Source organism: Variovorax sp. PDC80 (assembly GCF_900115375.1).
Taxonomy (GTDB): Bacteria; Pseudomonadota; Gammaproteobacteria; order Burkholderiales; family Burkholderiaceae_C; genus Variovorax.
Window position 1 is genome coordinate 42,939 of record NZ_FOWG01000018.1, and the last position, 18,919, is coordinate 61,857.

15 protein-coding genes and 1 pseudogene are annotated in these 18,919 nt (G+C 71.3%); 4 read left to right on the forward strand and 12 right to left on the reverse strand.

The window, feature by feature from the left end:
* Nucleotides 1-17 precede the first annotated feature (17 nt).
* Entirely contained in the window at nt 18-1,145 is a 1,128-nt protein-coding gene (locus BM109_RS36355; protein ID WP_093354213.1) for an ABC transporter substrate-binding protein, read from the reverse strand.
* Nucleotides 1,146-1,226: 81 nt separating this feature from the next.
* Here BM109_RS36355 and BM109_RS36360 point away from each other — a divergent pair, with 81 nt between their 5' ends.
* From BM109_RS36360 to BM109_RS36370, 3 genes are read left to right on the forward strand one after another with little or no spacing between them, the layout of a single operon-like run.
* Nucleotides 1,227-3,311, forward strand: coding sequence for a molybdopterin-containing oxidoreductase family protein (locus BM109_RS36360; RefSeq protein WP_093354215.1), 2,085 nt, complete (start codon nt 1,227-1,229; stop codon nt 3,309-3,311).
* On the forward strand, nt 3,308-4,438 hold the full coding sequence (locus tag BM109_RS36365; RefSeq protein ID WP_093354218.1) for an aminopeptidase: 1,131 nt from the start codon (nt 3,308-3,310) through the stop codon (nt 4,436-4,438). Before BM109_RS36360 ends, BM109_RS36365 begins: the two co-directional genes overlap by 4 nt.
* Entirely contained in the window at nt 4,431-4,745 is a 315-nt protein-coding gene (locus BM109_RS36370) for a polyhydroxyalkanoic acid system family protein (RefSeq protein ID WP_057592553.1), read from the forward strand. The genes BM109_RS36365 and BM109_RS36370 overlap by 8 nt, the downstream gene beginning before the upstream one ends.
* 12 nt (nt 4,746-4,757) lie before the next feature.
* On the opposite strand, the gene BM109_RS36375 is transcribed toward BM109_RS36370, so the two are convergent.
* From BM109_RS36375 to BM109_RS36405, 7 genes and pseudogenes are all read right to left on the reverse strand, one after another.
* The gene (locus tag BM109_RS36375) at nt 4,758-5,495 is read right to left on the reverse strand and encodes an SDR family oxidoreductase (protein WP_093354221.1); all 738 of its coding nucleotides are present in this window, start codon (nt 5,493-5,495) and stop codon (nt 4,758-4,760) included.
* 163 nt (nt 5,496-5,658) lie between these two features.
* A complete protein-coding gene (locus BM109_RS36380) occupies nt 5,659-7,185 on the reverse strand; it encodes an FGGY-family carbohydrate kinase (protein WP_093354223.1) in 1,527 nt (508 codons plus the stop codon).
* On the reverse strand, nt 7,182-8,315 hold the full coding sequence (locus tag BM109_RS36385) for an alcohol dehydrogenase catalytic domain-containing protein (RefSeq protein WP_093354226.1): 1,134 nt from the start codon (nt 8,313-8,315) through the stop codon (nt 7,182-7,184). The genes BM109_RS36380 and BM109_RS36385 overlap by 4 nt, the downstream gene beginning before the upstream one ends.
* Before the next feature lie 153 nt (nt 8,316-8,468).
* Nucleotides 8,469-9,449, reverse strand: a complete 981-nt coding sequence (locus BM109_RS36390) for an ABC transporter permease (protein ID WP_057592549.1) — start codon at nt 9,447-9,449, stop codon at nt 8,469-8,471.
* 9 nt (nt 9,450-9,458) lie between these two features.
* Nucleotides 9,459-10,946, reverse strand: a pseudogene (locus BM109_RS36395) (sugar ABC transporter ATP-binding protein); the annotation flags it as partial.
* Between the two features lie 44 nt (nt 10,947-10,990).
* Nucleotides 10,991-11,911 carry an ABC transporter substrate-binding protein gene (locus BM109_RS36400; RefSeq protein WP_093354228.1) on the reverse strand — a complete coding sequence of 307 codons (921 nt, stop codon included), beginning with the start codon at nt 11,909-11,911 and terminating at the stop codon, nt 10,991-10,993.
* A gap of 113 nt (nt 11,912-12,024) precedes the next feature.
* On the reverse strand, nt 12,025-12,924 hold the full coding sequence (locus BM109_RS36405) for a helix-turn-helix domain-containing protein (protein ID WP_093354231.1): 900 nt from the start codon (nt 12,922-12,924) through the stop codon (nt 12,025-12,027).
* Between the two features lie 340 nt (nt 12,925-13,264).
* On the opposite strand from BM109_RS36405, the gene BM109_RS36410 reads away from it, so the two are divergent.
* Complete coding sequence (locus tag BM109_RS36410; protein ID WP_093354233.1) at nt 13,265-14,515, forward strand: CaiB/BaiF CoA transferase family protein; 1,251 nt, start codon at nt 13,265-13,267, stop codon at nt 14,513-14,515.
* Nucleotides 14,516-14,528: 13 nt separating this feature from the next.
* Here BM109_RS36410 and BM109_RS36415 read toward each other — a convergent pair whose 3' ends face one another.
* The 4 genes from BM109_RS36415 to BM109_RS36430 form a co-directional block, all read right to left on the reverse strand.
* Nucleotides 14,529-14,786 (reverse strand): acyl-CoA-binding protein, encoded by a 258-nt coding sequence (locus BM109_RS36415; protein WP_057592544.1) that lies wholly within the window; start codon nt 14,784-14,786, stop codon nt 14,529-14,531.
* Nucleotides 14,787-14,873: 87 nt separating this feature from the next.
* The gene (locus BM109_RS36420; protein ID WP_093354236.1) at nt 14,874-15,629 is read right to left on the reverse strand and encodes a GntR family transcriptional regulator; all 756 of its coding nucleotides are present in this window, start codon (nt 15,627-15,629) and stop codon (nt 14,874-14,876) included.
* On the reverse strand, nt 15,626-17,383 hold the full coding sequence (locus BM109_RS36425; RefSeq protein WP_093354238.1) for a glycerol-3-phosphate dehydrogenase/oxidase: 1,758 nt from the start codon (nt 17,381-17,383) through the stop codon (nt 15,626-15,628). Before BM109_RS36425 ends, BM109_RS36420 begins: the two co-directional genes overlap by 4 nt.
* Nucleotides 17,380-18,906, reverse strand: coding sequence for an FGGY family carbohydrate kinase (locus tag BM109_RS36430; protein WP_093354240.1), 1,527 nt, complete (start codon nt 18,904-18,906; stop codon nt 17,380-17,382). Before BM109_RS36430 ends, BM109_RS36425 begins: the two co-directional genes overlap by 4 nt.
* Nucleotides 18,907-18,919 lie beyond the last annotated feature (13 nt).

Sequence of the window (18,919 nt, forward strand, 5' to 3'; positions counted from 1 at the left end):
AACCGGGCGGACCCGCTTCAGGTCCGCACCTTGCCGTCGCCCGTGAGCATCGAGAGCTCGACGAACTTCGAGCCCACGTGGTTCTTCGCCGAGAACGAGACCTCGAAGCCGCCGAGCTGCAGCCGGTCGATGCTCTCGAGGCCGGTGATCAGCCCCTCGCGCGACAGCTTGCCGGGCGCCTTGCGCAGGCCCTCGACCAGCACCTTGGCCGCGAGATAGCCCTCGAGGCTCGAGAAATTGGCGCTGGCGCCGTTGCCGGCCTTGCGCACCGCCTCGGTGAACTCGCGCGCGATCGCGTTGGCCTGGCTGTAGGGCGAGGGCACGACCTGGGTCACGAGCACGCCCGCGGCCTCCTTGCCGAGCTCGTCCGACAGCGCCTGGGTGCCGACGAACGAGAGGTTGAAGAAGGTGCCGCCGAAGCCGGCCTTGCGCGCCTCGCGGATGAAGGCCGCGCAGGCCTTGTAGGCGCCGACCTGGACCACCGCGTCGGGCCGCGCCGCCAGCAACGTCTTCACGGCCGGCGCCACCTCGGCCGAGTTGCGCTCCACCGTGGCCTGCGCGATCGGCTTGAGCTGCTGCTCGGCCAGCGCCAGCGTCACGCCGTCGAGGCCGGCCTTGCCGTAGGCGTCGTTCTGGTGGAACACCGCGATCTTCTTCAGGCCCAGGTGGGTGAGCTGCCTGACCATCAGCGCGGTCTCGTCGTTGTACGAGGCGCGCAGGTGGAACACGTTCTTGTGGAAGGGCTCGCGCAGCGCCATCGCGCCGGTGAAGGGCGCCACGAACGGCACCTTGTCCTTCACCGCCAGCGGCAGCGCCGCCAGGCTGGTGGGCGTGCCGATGTAGCCGAACAGCGCGAACACGTCCTCGTCGATCAGCTTCTGCGTGTTGGCGGCGCAGCGCTCGGGCTCGTAGCCGTCGTCGAGCGTCTTGATCTGCACCGCGCGGCGGCCGGACTGGGCGTTGTAGGCGTCCAGGAACACCTTGGCGCCCTGGTGGAACTGGATGCCCAGTTGCGCCGCCGGGCCGGTGAACGGCGCCGACTGGCCGAGCACGATCGGGCCGTCGCCCTGGGCCCGGGCGACGGCGGCGAAACCGCCGAGCGCGGCGGCACCGGCCGCCATCGAGAAATGCCTGCGATTCATCATTGCGAAAACCCCCTCCTGCCATACGTCATGCGCCGAACCCGCCGCATGCCCTGAAAACGCCAAAAACTTTAGACTCGCCCGATGGCCCACGCCTCGAACGACACCCCCCACGAATCCCCGCCCGCCGACACCGCCACGGTGCTCGGCGCCTGCCCCCACGATTGCCCGGACACCTGCGCGCTCGTCACCACCGTCAAGGACGGGGTGGCGGTCAAGCTGCAGGGAAATCCGGCCCATTCGCACACGGGCGGCGTGCTGTGCACCAAGGTGTCCCGCTACATCGAACGCAACGACCATGCCGAACGGCTGGTCCAGCCGCTCAAGCGCGTCGGCCCCAAGGGCAGCGGCCGCTTCGAGCCGGTGAGCTGGGAGGCCGCGCTCGACGGCATCGCCGCGCATCTTCGGTCATTGCGCGCCGATCCCGAGGCCATTCTCCCCTACAGCTATGCGGGAACCATGGGCCTGGTGCAGGGCGAATCGATGGACCGGCGCTTCTTCCACAAGCTCGGCGCCAGCCTGCTCGACCGCACCATCTGCTCGATGGCCGGCGGCGAGGCCATGGTCCACACGCTGGGCGGCAAGGTCGGCATGCGCATCGAGTTCTTCGCCGAGGCGAAGCTGATCCTGATCTGGGGCAGCAACTCGATCGCGAGCAACCTGCACTTCTGGCGCCATGCCCAGGCGGCCCGGCGCGCCGGTGCGCGGCTGGTGTGCATCGACCCGCGCCGCACCGAGACCGCCGACAAGTGCGACGAGCACATCGCGCTGCTGCCGGGCACGGATGCCGCGCTGGCATTGGCGCTGATGCACGAGCTGATCGTGCACGACTGGCTCGACCACGACTACATCGCGAACCACACGCTGGGCTGGGAGCAACTGCGCGAGCGCGCGCTGCAATGGCCGCCCGCGCGCGCGGCACGCGTGTGCGGCGTGCCCGAGGAACAGATCGTGGCGCTGGCCCGGGCCTATGGCACCACGAAGCCGGCCGCGATCCGCCTGAACTACGGCATGCAGCGCGTGCGCGGCGGCGGCAACGCGGCGCGCGCGGTCGCCTGCCTGCCGGCGCTGGTGGGCGCCTGGCGCGACCGCGCGGGCGGGCTGCTGCTGAGCAGTTCGGGCCATTACCCGGTCGACCGCGCCGCGCTGCAGCGGGCCGACCTGCTGGCCGGCCGCCGGCCGCGCACCATCAACATGAGCACCATCGGCGACGCGCTGCTCGACACCGCGAAGCCGGTCAAGGCGATCGTGGTCTACAACAGCAACCCGGTGGCGGTGGCGCCCGAATCGGCCAAGGTAGCGGCGGGCTTCGCGCGCGAGGACCTGTTCACCGTGGTGCTCGAGCAGTTCCGCACCGACACCGCCGACTACGCCGACTATTTGCTGCCGGCCACCACGCAGCTCGAGCACTGGGACATCCACTGCAGCTACGGCCACACCGACGTGCTGCTGAACCGCCCGGCCGTGGCGCCGCGCGGCGAGGCGCGCAGCAATGCCTGGGTGTTCCGCGAGCTGGCGCGCCGCCTGGGCTTCGACGAGCCCTGCTTCGCCGAGAGCGACGAGTCGCTGTGCCGCACCGCCTTCGCCGAGGGGAGCATCGACTTCGCGCAGCTGCTGGCGCAGGGCTTCACCAGCGTGAAGCTGGCCGAGGCGCCGTTCGCCGAGGGCCGCTTCCCCACGCCCTCGGGCCGCTGCGAGTTCTACAGCGCGCGCCTGGCGGCCATGGGCATGGACGGCCTGCCCGACCATGTGCCCAACTGGGAGCCGGCGGGCAGCTCCACCGAATTCCCGCTCGCGATGATTTCGCCGCCGGCGCGCAACTTCCTCAACTCCACCTTCGTCAACGTGACCAGCCTGCGCGCGATCGAGGTCGAGCCGCTGCTCGAGATCCATGCCGACGACGCGGCCGTGCGCGGCATCGAGGACGGCGCGCTGGTGCGCGTGTTCAACGGCCGCGGCGAGCACCGCTGCCGCGCCGAGGTCTCGCGCCGCGCGCGCCCCGGCGTGGTCAACGGCATGGGCATCTGGTGGCGCAAGCTCGGCATGGACGGCACCAACGTCAACCAGCTCACGAGCCAGCGCCTGACCGACATCGGCCGCGGCCCGACCTTCTACGACTGCCTGGTCGAGGTCGAGCGCGTGGCCGGCGCGCAGGCGGCGACGGCGTGAAGGCCGCTTCCGTCGCGGTGCTGGCCGGCGCGCTGCTGCTCGGCGGCTGCGCCGACCTGCGCTACTACTGGCAGTCGGCCAGCGGCCACATCGGCATCATGCGCGCCGCCAAGCCGGTGCCCGACTGGCTGGCCGATCCCGCGGTGCCCGCGGCGCTCAAGGCCAAGCTCGAGCTCACGCAGCGCATCCGCCGCTTCGCGAGCGACGAGCTGGGCCTGCCCGACAACCCCAGCTACACCGCCTACGCCGACCTGCACCGCGCCGCCGCGGTGTGGAACGTGGTGGCCGCGCCGCCGTATTCGCTCACGCTCAAGAGCTGGTGCTTCCCCGTGGCGGGCTGCGTGGGTTATCGCGGCTACTACAGCGAGGAGGCGGCCAAGGCCGAGGCCGAGGCGCAGCAGCGGCAGGACCTCGAGGTCTCGGTCTACCCGGTGCCCGCCTACTCCACGCTGGGCTGGATGAACTGGGCCGGCGGCGATCCGCTGCTGTCGACCTTCATCGGCTACCCCGAGGGCGAGCTCGCGCGGCTGGTGTTCCACGAGCTCGCGCACCAGGTGCTCTACGTGGCGGGCGACACGGTGTTCAACGAGTCCTATGCGACGGCGGTCGAGCGCATCGGCGGCGCGCTGTGGCTGCAGCGCGAGGCCGGCGAGCCGGCGCGCCGCGAGTACGCGCAGTTCGATGCCCAGCGCCAGCAGTTCCGCGCGCTCGCGCTCGACACCCGGCGCGCGCTCACGCGCGTCTACGAATCGCCCGAGGCCAAGGCCCAGGACTGGAAGGCCGTGGCCGCGATGAAGCAGGCCGCGATGGACGACTTCCGGGCCCGCTACGCGGCGCTGCGCGAGGGCTGGGCCGGCCCGCGCCAGCATGCCTACGACGGCTGGGTGGCGCGCGCCAACAACGCGGCCTTCGGCGCGCAGGGCGCCTACGACGACCTGGTGCCGAGTTTCGAGGCGCTGTTCGAACGCGAGGGCAGGAGCTGGCCGCGCTTTTACACTGAGGTCCGCCGCATCGGCCGGTTGCCGACCATGGAGGAGCGCCGCCAGGCGCTCGCCACGGCCAGCGGCATCCTGCAGACGCGGCGCGGCCGCGGCCACGACAACAACGGAGAACACGACGGTGCCTGACATCCATATCGAACGCCAACACACCCTGGGCATCGCCCGCGCACGCCAGGTGGCACGCAAGTGGGTGCGGCAGGCCGAGCAGGAGTTCGGGCTCGATTGCGTCTACACCGAGGGCGAGGAGCGCGACGTGGCGACCTTCACGCGCGCCGGCATCGACGGCACGGTCGAGGTGACGGCCCAGACCCTCACCTTCGATGCGACGCTGGGATTCCTCTTCAGCAGCTTCAGCGAAATGATCGAGCAGAAGATCAGCCGCAACCTCGATGCGCTGCTGGGGCCGGCCGAGGGCGGCAACCGCTTCGCCTGAAGCGCGGCCGTTTCAGGCGATGGTGTAGCCGCCGTCCACGGGCAGCGATGCGCCGCTGATCATCGACGCGCCCTCGCTCAGCAGGAAGAGGATCGGCGCGACCACTTCCTCCACGCGCGCGAAGCGCCCGAGCGGGATGCCCGCGATGGCGGCCGCGCTCTTGGCCGGATCGGCCCAGGCCTGCTCGGCCATGGGCGTGAGGGTGACGGTGGGATTGACGCTGTTGACGCGGATGCCGTGCGGCCCGAGCTCGAGGCACAGCGAGCGCGTGATCGCATCGAGCGCGGCCTTCGAGGCGCAGTAGCAGAGGTGGTCGTCGAGCGCGACCAGCGCGGCCTGGCTCGAGACATTGACGATGCTGCCGCGCACGCCGGCCGCGGCCATCGCCTTGCCGCAGCGCGCGGCGACCAGCGCGGCGGCACGCGCGTTGACGGCCATGACGGCATCGAAGCTCCGGGCCTGCAGTTCGAGCGCCGGTTCGAGCAGCGCGATGCCGGCGCAGTTCACGACCAGGTCGAAGGCGGGGAGCTCGGCGAATGCCTGGTCGAGGGCTTGGGAGTCGGCCACGTCGAGCACTCGCGGTGTGCAGCCTGTCTGCGCCGCCAGTTTCTGAAGCGCCTCGGCGTTGCGGCCCACGGCCGTCACGGCGGCGCCCGAGCGCGCGAGCTGCGTAGCCACGGCGTGGCCGATGCCGCTGCTGGCGCCGGTGACCAGGGCTTTGCGGTTCTTGAAATCGAAGGTGAGGGTCATGTCGGGTGGCTCTTGTTCGGGGCGCGTGCACAGGACAGCGGGTACTTCCCTCCGCGAATGTCCCCCGGCCTTCGGCCTCCTCCTTGATTTCGCTGCGGGAAGCACCCGCTGCCCTGTGCACGGGAGGCGTCGTCGTGGTGCAGCCGGTGCTGTCGTCGTGCGTTCATTGGAGCCGGTGCATCGCATCGCGCAATGCGGGGTAGAGGGACTTGTAGATCTCGAAGCGCTCGCGGTAGACGGCCTGCGCCTGGGGCTCGGGCCTTGCGCGTTCCACCAGCGTGACCCAGCCTCGCTCGGCCGTCGCCGCATCGACCAGCCCCGCGCCCAGCGCCGCGAGCATCGCCGCGCCGAGGGCAGCCTCGACCTCTTCCTCGATGGTGAACACGGGGTAGCCGGTGATGTCGGCCACGATCTGCATCCAGAGGTCGGAGTGGGCCGCGCCGCCGACCACGATCAGGCGCGGGTCCAGCGGCTGGCCGCTTTGGCGTCCGGCCTCGATGTTGTGCTGCAGGGCGAAGCTCACCCCCTCGAGCACGGCACGGTAGAGGTGGGCGCGGCCGTGCGCGAGCGAGAGGCCGATGAAGGCGCCCTTGGCCTGCGCGTCCCAGATCGGGCTGCGCTCGCCCATCAGGTAGGGCAGGAACACCAGGCCCTGCGCGCCGGGCGGCACGTCGATGGCCTGACGCTCGATCAGCGCATGCGCGTCCTCGCCGGTGCGCGCGGCCTCGGCCAGCTCGGCCTGGCAGAAGGTCTCGCGGAACCAGGTGACGGCCGCGCCCGCGGCGATGGCGCCACCGAACACGTAGCTGCGATCCGCGCCGCGGTACACGTGCGGCATGCCGATGAGCCGGTGGCGCGCATCCACGCTCGGGCTCACGAAGCCCCAGCACATGCTGGTGCCGATCATCGCGACATGGTCGCCGCTGCCGGTCACGCCCGCGCAGAAGGTGGCCACCGCGGCATCGACACCGCCGCCCATCAGGGGCATGCCTTCGGCGAGGCCGAGCCGCGCGGCCCATTCGGCCTTCAGGCCGCCGACCACGTCGCTCGATTCGACCAGCCGCGGCGGCATCATGCGCGCCGGAATGCCCAGCATGCCGAGCGCCTCGTGGGACCAGCCGCGCCGCGCCGCGTCGTAGACGCCGCCGATGTTGCCGGCCGAGCTGTGGTCGACCGCGAGCTCGCCGGTCAGGCGCCAGTTGACGTAGCTGTTGGGTGGCAGGAACCAGCGCGTCCTGTCCCACACCTCGGGCCGGTGCTCGCGGAGCCACAGCATCTTGGTGTAGCCGTAGTAGCTGTCCACGCCGTTGCCCGTGATCGCCTGCAGCTTCTGGACGTCGACGGTCGCGTTCACCGCATCGACCTGTGCGGTGGCGCGCCGGTCCATCCAGATCAGGCAGGGGTGCAGCGGCTGCATGGCCTCGTCGACCGGGATGCCGGCGCCCCCATAGAGGCTGCTCACGCACATCGCGGCGATGTCGGCGGGCGCGACGCCGCTCTTCGCGACGCAGGCGCGCACGCTCTCGCACACGGCATCGAACCACACGGCGCAGTCCTGCTGCGCCCAGAGCGGCTTCGGCGTCTCGGGCTGGTAGGCCACGCCGGCCCGCGCGCGCACGCGCCCGTCGATGCCGACCAGCAGGCACTTGGTGCTCTGCGTGCCGATGTCGACGCCGATCACGTACTTCATGGGGCGGTCCGCGGCTGCGGCTTGAGCAGCACCTTGATCGAGTCGAGCGAGTTGGCGAGCGCGAAGGCGCGCTCCCATTCGGTCAGCGGGAAGTCGTGCGTGACGATGCCCTTCGAGGTCACGAGCCCGCGCGCCAGCAGGTCGATGGCGATCGGGTAGCAGTAGGGCCCGAGGTGGGCGCCGCGCACGTCGAGCTCCTTGCGGTCGCCGATGATCGACCAGTCGGCGCTGGTCTCCGAACCGAAGACGCTGAACTCGACGAAGCGGCCGAGCTTGCGGATCATCTCGAGGCCCTGCGTCACGCCGATCGGCGCGCCCGTGGTCTCGATGTAGACGTCGCAGCCATAGCCCTCGGTCAGGCCCTTGACGATGGCGTCGGCGTTCTCGGTCTTCGGGTTGATGACGACGTCGGCGCCGTATTGTTTTGCCAGCGCGAGGCGCTCGGGCACGAGGTCGATCACGATCAGCTGCCTGGGCGTCTTGAGCGCCGCCACCTGCGCCATCATCAGGCCGAGCGGGCCGGCGCCCGCGATCACCACCACGTCGTCGAGCTGGATGTCGCCGCGGTTCACGGTATGGATCGCGCACGACAGTGGCTCGATGATGGCCGCGTCCTCGAGCGGGATGCCGTCGGGGATTTTGTGCACGCGCGCGGTCGGCGGCAGCCGCATGTAGTCGGCCATGCCGCCGTCGGCCACGATGCGCTGGAAGCCGAAGATGTTGTGCACCTCGCACATCCAGTACTTGCCCGAGGTGCAGAAGCGGCACTTGCCGCAGGGCACGATCTGCTCGGCGATCACGCGGTCGCCCTTGCTCACGCCGAAGTGCTCGGCCGCGCCTTCGCCGAGTGCCTCGACGTAGCCGAAGAATTCATGGCCCGGGATCACCGGCGCCTTGACCCACGAGGGCTGGCCGTCGCCGCCCCAGAACATCTTCGCGCCCGAGTGGCACTTGCAGTCGGAGGCGCAGATGCCGCAGGCCGCGATCGAGATCAGCAGTTCGTTGGCGCCGATGGCGGGCACCTCGACGGTCTCGAGGCGGTAGTCCTTGGGGCCGTGGCAGACGACGGCCTGCATGGCGAGCCGGGCGATGGCGCCCGTGCTGCCGGACTGGAGCTTTTGATAAGACATGGGTTCCTTGTGAGGAGAGAGGGTTGGGTGTTTCTCCCTCCCCCGCTGGGGGAGGGCCGGGGTGGGGGCACGCAGCCTCCCGAACGAGCGCCGCGTGCCCCCATCCCGGCCTTCCCCCAGAGGGGGAAGGAGCAAGGCAGAAGAGGGAGGGGTCTAGCGCTTCGCTTCCCGGCTGATGAAGATCGCCAGCAGCACGATGCCGCCCTTGATGATCAGTTGCAGGTACGGCGACACGCCGATCATGTTGAGCCCGTTGTTGAGCACGCCCAGCAGCAGCGCGCCGACGAGGGTGCCGACGATCGCGCCGCGGCCGCCGGCGATCGAGGTGCCGCCCATCACCACGGCGGCGATGGCGTCGAGCTCGAAGCCCACGCCCACGCCGGGCTGGCCGCTGGTCACGCGCGAGGCCTGCACGATGCCGGCGACCGCGGCCGTGAAGCCGCTGAGCGCATACACCAGCAGCTTGTAGCGCGCCACCCGCACGCCCGACAGCCGCGTCGCTTCCTCGTTGCCGCCGATGGCGTAGACGTAGCGGCCGAAGGGCGCCATGTTCAGCAGCACGTAGGCCGCGAGGTAGGTGGCGAGCATGAGCAGGATCGGCACCTTGATGCCTGCGAGCGTGCCGCCGCCGAGGAAGGCGAAGGACTCGGGCAGGCCGTCGATCGGGTAGCCGCCGGTGTAGATCAGCGCGATGCCGCGCGCGATGCCCATGGTGGCCAGGGTCACGATGATCGGCGGCATGCGCAGGTAGGCCACGCAGTAGCCGTTGAACAGGCCGATGACCGCGCCCACGGCCAGGCCCAGCGGCACCGCGAGCAGCGGCGGCAGCCCGAACTGCACCATCAGCCCCGAGGCCAATGTTCCCGACAGCGCCACCACCGCGCCCACCGAGAGATCGATGCCGCCGGTGAGGATGGCCGCGGTCATGCCGACCGCGATGATGGCGTTGATCGAGGACTGCAGCGCGATGTTCTGCAGGTTGCCCCAGGACAGGAAGTTGTCGGTCGCGACGATCATGAAGACCGAGATCGCGACCAGCCCGACCAGCGGCAGGAAGGCCGTGGAGCGGCGCAGCTCGGTGAGGAATCCGCCGGCGGGAGCGGGCGGCGCGGGATGGCTGGCGGTGGCGTTCATGGCGAACCCCCCTGTGGTTGCGTGGCGCATGATGTCGCCGGAGTGGATGGAGTCGCCCTCGAGCGTGGCCACGATGGACCCGCCCGAGAACACCGCGACGCGGTCGCACATGCCGACGATCTCGGGCAGCTCGCTCGAGATCATCAGCACCGCCTTGCCCTGGCGCGTGAGCTCGCGCATGAGGGCGTAGATATCGGCCTTGGCGCCGACGTCGATGCCGCGCGTGGGCTCGTCGAAGATCAGCACCTCGCAGGCGTGGCCGAGCCAGCGCGCGATCACCACCTTCTGCTGGTTGCCGCCCGAGAGCGTGGCCACGCGGGTCTCGAGGTCCGGCGCCTTCACGCCCACGCGGCGCGCGAGCTCGGCGGCCTCGCGCTTCTCGGCGCCCTCGCGCACCAGGCCCGCGCGGCGGTGCCGGCCCAGGTTGTTGAGCGTGATGTTGAAGCGGATCGTGAAGTCGGTGATCAGCCCCTGCACCTTGCGGCTCTCGGGCAGGAGGCCGATGCCGTGCGCCAGCGCCTGCGTCGGGTCGTCGAGCCGCACGGGCGCACCGTTGCGCAGCACCGTCTTGCGGTGCGCGCGGTCGGCGCCCATCATGCCGAGCGCGAGCTCGGTGCGGCCCGAGCCGACCAGGCCCGCGAAGCCGAGGATCTCGCCCGCATGCAGTTCGAAGGCATTGACCGGCCCGCCCTTCGCGAGCTGGATCGCGGGCACCTCGAGCAGCTTGCGCGCGCCGGCCGCATGCGGTGCCGGTTGCGGCTTGGGCGGAAAGCTCTGTTCGATGCGCCGGCCCACCATCATCTCGACCAGCGCGTCGATGTCGGTCGCGCCGACCTCCGCATGGCCCGCGTTGGCGCCGTCGCGCAGCACGCTGATGCGGTCGCAGACCTCGAAGATCTCGTCGAGGTGGTGCGAGATGAAGATCATCGCCACGCCCCGGTCGCGCAGCGAACGCATGATGCGGAACAGGTGGTCCGCCTCGTTCGGCGTGAGCGTGGCGGTCGGCTCGTCGAGCACCAGCAGGCGCGCCTTCAGCGACAGCGCCTTGCCGATCTCCACGAACTGCTGCTGCGCCACCGAGAGCCGGCACACCGGCACGCGCAGGTCGATGCGCACGCCGAGCTCGTCGAACAGCTGCCGCGCCGCGCGCCGCATCGCGGCCTTGTCGATCAGGCCGAAGCGCCGCGTGGGGTAGCGGCCCAGGAAGATGTTCTCGGCCGCGTCCAGGTGCGGGATCAGGCTGAACTCCTGGAAGATGATCCCCACGCCCGCCGCGATGGCGTCGGCATAGCCCGCGAAGCGGCGCTCGCTGCCGTCGATGTAGATGCGGCCCTCGTCGGCCTGGTGGATGCCGCAGAGGATCTTCATCAGCGTCGACTTGCCCGCGCCGTTCTCGCCGAGCAGCGCATGCACCTCGCCCTTGCGGATCGAGAGGTCGATGCCCGAGAGCGCCTGCACGCCGGGAAAGCGCTTCGAGACGCCCTCCAGCCGCAGCATCTCGGCGGTGTCGTTCGTGGTCACGGCCAGGGTCCGTCCGCGCCTTACCAGCTGAAGCTCTTCGCGCCTTCGGCGTCGATCAGCTTCACGTCGACCGGCACCGCCGCCGGCACGTTGGCGCCCCACTTCTTCGCGAGCGCGATGCCGATCGCCAGCCGGATCTGGTCGCGCGGGTACTGCGCGGTGGTGGCGATGAACTTCGAGCCCGGCTTCTGCATCGCCTTGATGGCCTCGGGCGCGCCGTCGACGCTGGTGAGCTTCACGTCCTTGCCGCTGGCCTCGATGGCCGCGAGCGCGCCCATCGCGCCGCCGTCGTTGACGCTGAATATGCCCTTCAGGTCCTTGTTGGCCTGCAGGATGTTCTCGGTCACCGTGAGCGCGGTGGCGCGTTCCTGCTTGCCGTTCTGCGTGCTCACCACCTTGATGCCCGGGTACTTGGCGAGCGCCTCGCGACAGCCCTTCACGCGCTCGAGGATCGGCACCACCGGGATGCCGTCGAGGATCGCCACGTCGCCCTTCTCGCCGATGGCCTTGGCCAGGTGCTCGCAGGCCAGCCGGCCCGCGTCGGTGTTCTTCGAGCCGACGAAGGAATCGACCGGGCCCTGTGCGTTGGCATCGACCGCCACCACCACCAGCCCGGCCTTCTTGGCCGAGCGCACCGCCGACTGCACGCCGGTGGAGTCGGTCGGGTTCAAGAGCAGGATGTCGACCTTCTTCTGGATCATGTCCTCCACGTCGCCGATCTGCTTGGCCACGTCGTGGCGCGCGTCGGTCGCGACCACGCTGGCGCCGATGCTCGCGGCCGCTTCCTCGAGTGCCTGCTTCATGGTCACGAAGTAGGGGTTGTTGAGCTCCTGGAAGCTCATGCCGATGCGCAGCGGCTGCTTCGGCGCCTGGGCCTGCGCGGCGGAGGCGGCGCACAGCAGCGCGGCGAGGGTGGCGGTGGCGAGGATGTTCTTCTTCATGGCATGTCTCCTTGGGTGATGACGGTTGAAACGACGCGGGCAAGGCTTCGCCCCGCGCGGTGCCCGGACGGGCCCGCGCCGATGGCGATGCGGGAAACGGGGGGCGGGGCCGCCTACGGCGGACTGGCGCCGCGCAGGTGCGCGGCCTGCGCCGCCTGCATGCGGTGGAAGTTGCGGAACTTGGTCGGCGGCATGCGCTTGTGCAGCAGGAACTGCCGGTTGAAGTTCGACACGTTGTTGAAGCCCACGTCCATGCAGACGTCGAGCACCGGCTTCTCGCTGCTGGTCAGCAGCTCGCAGGCGCGGCTGATGCGCAGCCGGTTCACGTAGCGCACGAAGGACTGGCCGGTGTGCTTGCGGAAGGCGCGCGAGAAGGCGCTCGGGCTCTGGCCCACCAGCTCGGCCAGCATCGGCTCGCGCAGCTCGTCGCCGAGGTTGGCCGCGATGTGGGCCAGCACGTTGTTGATGGCGTGCGACATGAAGGCCTTGGGATCGGGCTTGAAGGCCGGGCTCGCGAGCCGCTGGCGGTCCTGGCTCGCGGCCAGCAGCTCGAGCAGCGACAGCAGCAGGATCACGCGGCGCAGCCCGCGCGCCTCGAGCAGCGCCTCCATGAGCGGCTTGGCGGCCGCCGCGGTCTCGGCCGAGAACAGCAGGCCCGCGCCCGACTCGGCGATCAGCGGCGCGATGCGCGCGAACTCGGGGAAGCTCGCGGCCATGCGCTGCACCAGGCCGGCCGGGAACTGGATCACGATGCCGCGCCGCTCCACGCTCTGGCCCGCGGGCACGTCGCTGATCCAGTTGTGCGGCAGGTCGGGACCCATCATCACGAGGTTGCCGGGCTCGAAGTGGCCGACATGGTCGCCCACGAAGTACACGCCCTGGGTCTCGACGATGAGCTGGATCTCGTACTCCGGATGGAAGTGCCAGCGCACGGTGCGGTAGGGGTAGCCGTGGGCCCAGCAGGCGAACGATTCGTCACCGCGGACTTCGACGATTTCCAGATCGGGTTGCATGGGGCTCGGTTTCCTTGTCTCTGCCGCTGGGCGGTTCTTCGGGATGCGTGACAGCTGGGGCGGACTGTACGAATCGCTCCCGATGCCAACAACCAGAGATGGCGGCTCGAATCGATACTTTTTTGATGCGGGGGCGAGGGCGGGTGGCGTGCATCGCGGCCTGCGCTGCGGCGCAGCAAAGGGCTTTCTCCCCGAGGGAAACGACCCGGGCGGGCCTGGATTGCTGCGGCGCGGAAGGGTGGGCGCGACCGCGCCGTGCCAGCGTCAAGAATTCATAGGTGTTTTCCCGCCCCGAAGCCTCGCAGAACGCTCGCGACGGCGCGCGGCACACTCGCAGGCCATGACGACATCCACCGCTTCCTCCTCCGCTCCCGCCGCCGGCCCGCTCGCCGGCCTCAAGGTCATCGAGCTCGGCCAGCTGATCGCCGGCCCCTTCGCGGCCCGCACGCTGGCCGACTTCGGCGCCGAGGTGATCAAGATCGAGCCGCCCGGCGCGGGCGATCCGCTGCGCAGTTGGCGGCTGATGAAGGACGGCACCTCGGTCTGGTGGCAGGTGCAGTCGCGCAACAAGCGCTCGCTGGCGCTGGACCTGCGCGAGGCCGAGGCGCAGGCCATCGTGCGCCAGCTCGCGGCCGAGGCCGACGTGCTGATCGAGAACTTCCGCCCCGGCGCGATGGAAGGCTGGGGCCTGGGCCCCGAGGCGCTGCTGGCGGCCAATCCCGCGCTCGTGATGCTGCGCATCAGCGGCTATGGCCAGACCGGGCCCTACCGCGACCGGCCGGGCTTCGGCGTGGTGGCCGAGGCCATGGGCGGGCTGCGCCACCTCACGGGCGAGCCGGGCCGGGTGCCGGTGCGCGTGGGCGTGTCGATCGGCGACACGCTGGCCTCGCTGCATGGCGTGGTCGGCGTGCTGATGGCGCTGCAGCACCGCCATGCGACCGTGAGCGCCGAGCATCCGAAGGGCCTGGGCCAGGTGGTCGACGTGGCGCTCTACGAGGCCGTCTTCAACTGCATGGAGAGCCTGCTGCCCGAGTACGGCGCCTTCGGCGCGGTGCGCGAGGCCGCGGGCAGCGCGCTGCCGGGCATCGCGCCGACCAATGCCTACCGCTGCGCCGACGGCGGCTATGCGATCGTCGCGGGCAATGGCGACAGCATCTTCCGCCGGCTCATGGGCTGCATCGGCCGGCCCGATCTGGCGGCCGATCCCGCGCTGGCGAACAACACCGGCCGCGTGGCGCAGGTGGAACTGCTCGACGCCGCCATCGGCGACTGGGCCGCCAGCCGCACCGTCGACGAGGTGCTGGCCGCGCTCGATGCCGCGCACGTGCCGGCCGGGCGCATCTACACCATCGCCGACATCGCGGCCGACCCGCACTACGCGGCGCGCGGCATGCTGCAGCGGCTGCGCATGGACGACGGCAGCGAGCTGTCGGTGCCGGGCTTCGTGCCCAAGCTCTCGCGCACGCCGGCCGCGCACCGGCTGAACGCGCCCGCGCTGGGCGCGGACACCGACGCGGTGCTCGAGGAGATCGGATTGACCGCCGGCCAGATCGCGGCGCTGCGCGAGCGCGGGATCATCGGCGGGGCGTGAGGGAAGCCGGCGCTCAGCCGCGCAGCGACTCGATCAGCGCGATGTATTGTTCCTTGGCCTCGTCGCCGCTCAGGCCCTTGCGCGAGGTCCAGGCGTCCCACTTGGCGCGCGCGACGATGTCGCTGAAGCTGGGCTTCTTGGCCGTGTTGTCGCCCTCGGTCGCCTGCTTGAACAGGCCGTAGATCTTCAGCAGCGTGGGGTTGTCGGGGCGCTCGGCCAGCAGCTTGGAATTGGCCTGGGCGGTCTGGAAGCGTTCGTCGAGGTCGGACATGGCGGGGGGCGGATGTGGGTGGAAAGAACCGGTCATCTTACTGACCCGACAGTCACCCTCGTCCGAGCCCGCGCCGCGTGGAGGGCCTCAGGTCGTGGTCTGCACGTGCAGCCGGCTCGACTTGCAGCGGTGCAGCGCGCGGTAGTGCTCGAGCGGCCTTCCGTTGAGCCCGTAGGCGATCGACTCGATGCGCAGCAGCGGCTCGGGCGCGGGCAGGTTCAGCAGCTCGCAGGTCTGGGCGTCGGGCAGCACGGCGTCGATCCAGCGCTCGGCGCGCACCAGGCGCAGGCCGTACTGGCGGCGCAGCACGTCGTAGAGCGAGCGGTCTTCCAGCCGGATGCGGTGCAGGCCCGGCGCCATGTCGGCCGGCACCACGGTCTCGACCAAGAGGCGCAGCTCGCCGTCCACGCTGCGCAGGCGCTTGAGCGCCACCACCTGCGTGTCCTCGGTCAGGCCGAGCGCGCCGGCCTCGAGGGCGGTGGGCAGGCGCAGTTCCTGGGTCAGGATCTGGGTGCGCACCGAGCGGCCCTTGCGCTCCATCTCGTCGGAGAAGCCCAGCACGGTGGAGACGAAGTCCTCGTCGCGTTCGCGCGCCGCGACGAAGGCGCCGCGGCCCTTGATCTTGTAGATGAGGCCGTTGCGCACCAGGTCGGCCAGCGCCTCGCGCACCACGATGCGCGAGATGCCGTACTGGTCGCCGAGTTCGGCCTCGGACGGCAGCTTGGCGCCGATCGGCAGTTCGCCCTGCAGGATCTGCAGGCGGACGGCGTCGCGAAACTGGGCCCACAGGGGCGATTCGGAATTCCGGTCGAGGGCGGGCGCGGTCAAGGTCGGGCTGTTCACGTGAGGACGGGCTTCGAGGCCATCAATGATGCATCCAAAGGGGAATCCGCTGCCGGGGCGGCGGTCTGCAGGCGCACGCCGTGGCGTTCGCGCAGCGCGGTGGCGCAGGCATGGAGCTCCTCGCGCTGGCGCTGCGCATCCCAGCCCAGGGCCTCGGCCGCGATGCCGGCGATCTCGGCCAGCGCGGCGTCGGTGACCTGGCCGCGGATCGCCAGCAGGGTGCGGCGCACCACCAGGTCCGACAGGTGGATCACGCCGGTCTCGAGGCACAGGTAGCCGATCTCGGCCACCGAGTAGTCGGGGGCATGCCGCAGCGGCACGTCGCCCGAGGCCGCGAGCCGCTGCGCCAGCGGCAGCGCCTTGGCGCCGTAGCGCGCGAACAGCGCCTGGGCGCGGCGGCGGCTCGCGCCGGTGGCCATCAGGCGCTCGAGCAGGCGCTCGGTGGCGGCCGCGTCGGCCGGGAACTCGGCACCGCCGCCGATCGGCAGCATGTCGGTGGAGGCGGTGCGCGCGCGGCCGAGGTGGCGCAGCACCGCGTCGGTGGCCTCCTCGGCCAGCGCGCGGAAGGTGGTCCACTTGCCGCCCACCAGGCAGACGATCGGGATGTCGCGCGTGGCGTTCGGCGGATCGATGGCCACCGAGTGGTCGCGCGAGATCTGGCCCGGCTTGTCGGCATCGGAGCGCGCCAGCGGCCGCACGCCGACATAGGTGTAGACCACGTCGGCCGGGTCGAAGGCGAGGTTCGGGAACACCTCGCGCAGCACCTCGAGCAGGTAGTCGACCTCCTCAGGCTCGGTGGCGATCTGGTCGGGGTCTTCCACCGGGATGTCGGTCGAGCCGACCAGCACGCGGTCGAGGAAGGGATAGACGATGCACACGCGCCCGTCCATCGCCTCGAAGTAGGCCATGCGGCCGTCGAGCGCGTCGCGCAGCGCGGGATGGTCGAGCACCAGGTGCGAGCCCTTGGTGCCCATCACGCGCGGCCCGCTGCCGCCGAGCACCGCGGTGCTGCGGTCCAGCCAGGCGCCGCTGGCGTTGACCACCGTGTCGGCCGTCACGCGCACCAGCTCGCCCGTGATCTCGTCGCGCAGGGTGAGGATGTTGCCGGCGCAGCCCATCACGCGGCAGTGGTTCACGGCGGTGGAGCGCGGCTGGTCGCGGCAGGCATCGGCGATCAGCTCGAGGATCAGCCATTCGGGATGGCTGATCCAGGCGTCGAAGAAGGTCGCGGTCCAGCGGATCGCCGCGCGGAACAGCTGGCGGTCGCGCGGCGGCACGCGGTCGATGCGGTGGCCCGGCATCACGCGCTGGCGCCGGCCCAGCAGGTCGTAGAGACGCAGCCCCAGCGCCACCGCGAGCAGGCCGCGCGTGCGCGGCGAGGCCGGCCGGCCGAGGAAGCGCAGCGCGCTGCCGAGCATGCCGCCGAACAGGCTCGCGAGCGGCACCACCGTCTTCAGCGGCTTCACCAGGTGCGGCGCGTTGCGCAGCAGCAGGTTGCGTTCGCGCGTGGCCTCGGCCACCAGCGAGAAGCTGCCGTTCTCGAGGTAGCGCAGGCCGCCGTGGATCATGCGCGAGGGCGCGCTGCTGGCGCCGGCGCCGAAGTCGCCCTTGTCGACGATCAGGCAGTCCACGCGCTGCAGCGAGAGGTCGCGGAACACGCCCACGCCGTTGATGCCGGCGCCGACGATGACGGTGGAGAAATGGCGTCCGGCGAGCGAGGCGGGACGGGTGAAGGGCAGTTGCCAGGCGCTCATCGTGCGGAATCCGGCATGCGGGTGGTGCCGGTGGTCAGGGTGAAGGCCGGTGCGAGGCTGTCGAGCAGCGCATCGAAGCCGGCCAGGAAATCGGCGCAGGCCGGGATGTCGCCCGCTTCGGGCGCGAGGGTCTCGCAGGGCGCGAGCAGGTGGGCGTTGGCGGGTGCGTCGAGGTCGAGGCCCTGCGAGATGGCGGCATAGAGCGCCGCGCCGCGCGCGCCGGTCTCGTCGTCGCCGCAGCGCGCGACCGGCCGGCCGAGGAAGCCGGCCAGCAGCCGCGCCAGCCGCGCGTCGCGCGCGCCGCCGCCGAGCATCGTGAGCGCTTCGGGCAGCAGGCCGTGGGCCGCGAGCCGGCCCAGGTGGCGCGCATGCAGCGCCACCACCGCGTCGACCACCGCGCGCGCCATGTCGGCGCGGCCATGGTGGCTGCGCAGGCCGACGAAGCCCGCGCTCGCGCCCGGCGGCGCGCTGCCGCCGTTGACGAAGGGCAGGAAGCGCACGCCGTGCGCGCCCAGCGGCGAGCCCATGGCGGCATCGATCACGGCCTGCTCGCTGCCGAAGCCCAGCGCCTCGGCGGCCCAGGCGATGTTGGCCATCGACGAGGGACTGTTCTCCATGTAGAGCCGGCGCTCGGCCGGCCCGAAGTTCACCACCGCGGCCACCGGCGGCTTGGGTGCGCCCGCGGGCGTGGCCGGGCCGATCGCGGCGTTCACGCTCCAGGTGCCGAACACCGCCACCGCATGGCCGCGCGCCTCGGCGCGGATCGCGGTCATCGAGGCCAGCAGGTCGATCGCGCCCATGGCCACCGGCACGCCCGCGGGCAGGCCGCAGGCCGCGGCCTGCGCGGGCAGCAGCCGGCCGTACACCTCGCCGCTGGGCACGATGCGCCCGAGCGTGCGCGGCGACAGGTCCGACAGGCCCGCGGCATCGAAGGCCTGCTGCGACCAGCGGCCGCTGGCCAGCGAGACCAGCCCGGCGGTGCTCGCGTCGCTGAGGTCGGTGGCGGTCTCCCCGGTCAGCAGGAAGCCCAGGTAGTCCTTGGCGAACAGCAGGCGCTGCAGTTCGCCGCGCTGCACCGCGTCGTGGCCGAACAGCTCGGCCGCGATCAGCGTCGGCTGTCCGGGCCAGGGCCCGCAGCCCACGTCGTCGAACAGCGCGGCGCCGTGGCTCCGTGCGAGCTTCAGCGCACGCGCGGTGGCGCGCTGGTCGGTGGAGGCGACCGCGCTGCCGCCGACCAGCCGGCCGGCCGCGTCGAGCGCATAGAGGCCGGCGCCGTGGCCGGTGCAGCCGATGGCGCGCACCGCGGCGGCCAGCGGGCCGAGCTGGCCCGCGATGGCGCCGAGCACGCGGCCCAGCGCCGCATGGATCGCCGCCTCGGCCACCTCGCAACCGCCGCCGGGGCGCCGGTCGTGCGGCAGCGCGGCGCGCGCCAGCGCCACCGTGCGCCCGCTGTCGGCATCGAGCGCGAGCGCCTTCAGGCTGCTCGACCCCATGTCTATACCCAGGTAGATGTTCGTTGTCATGTCATAACAGCTT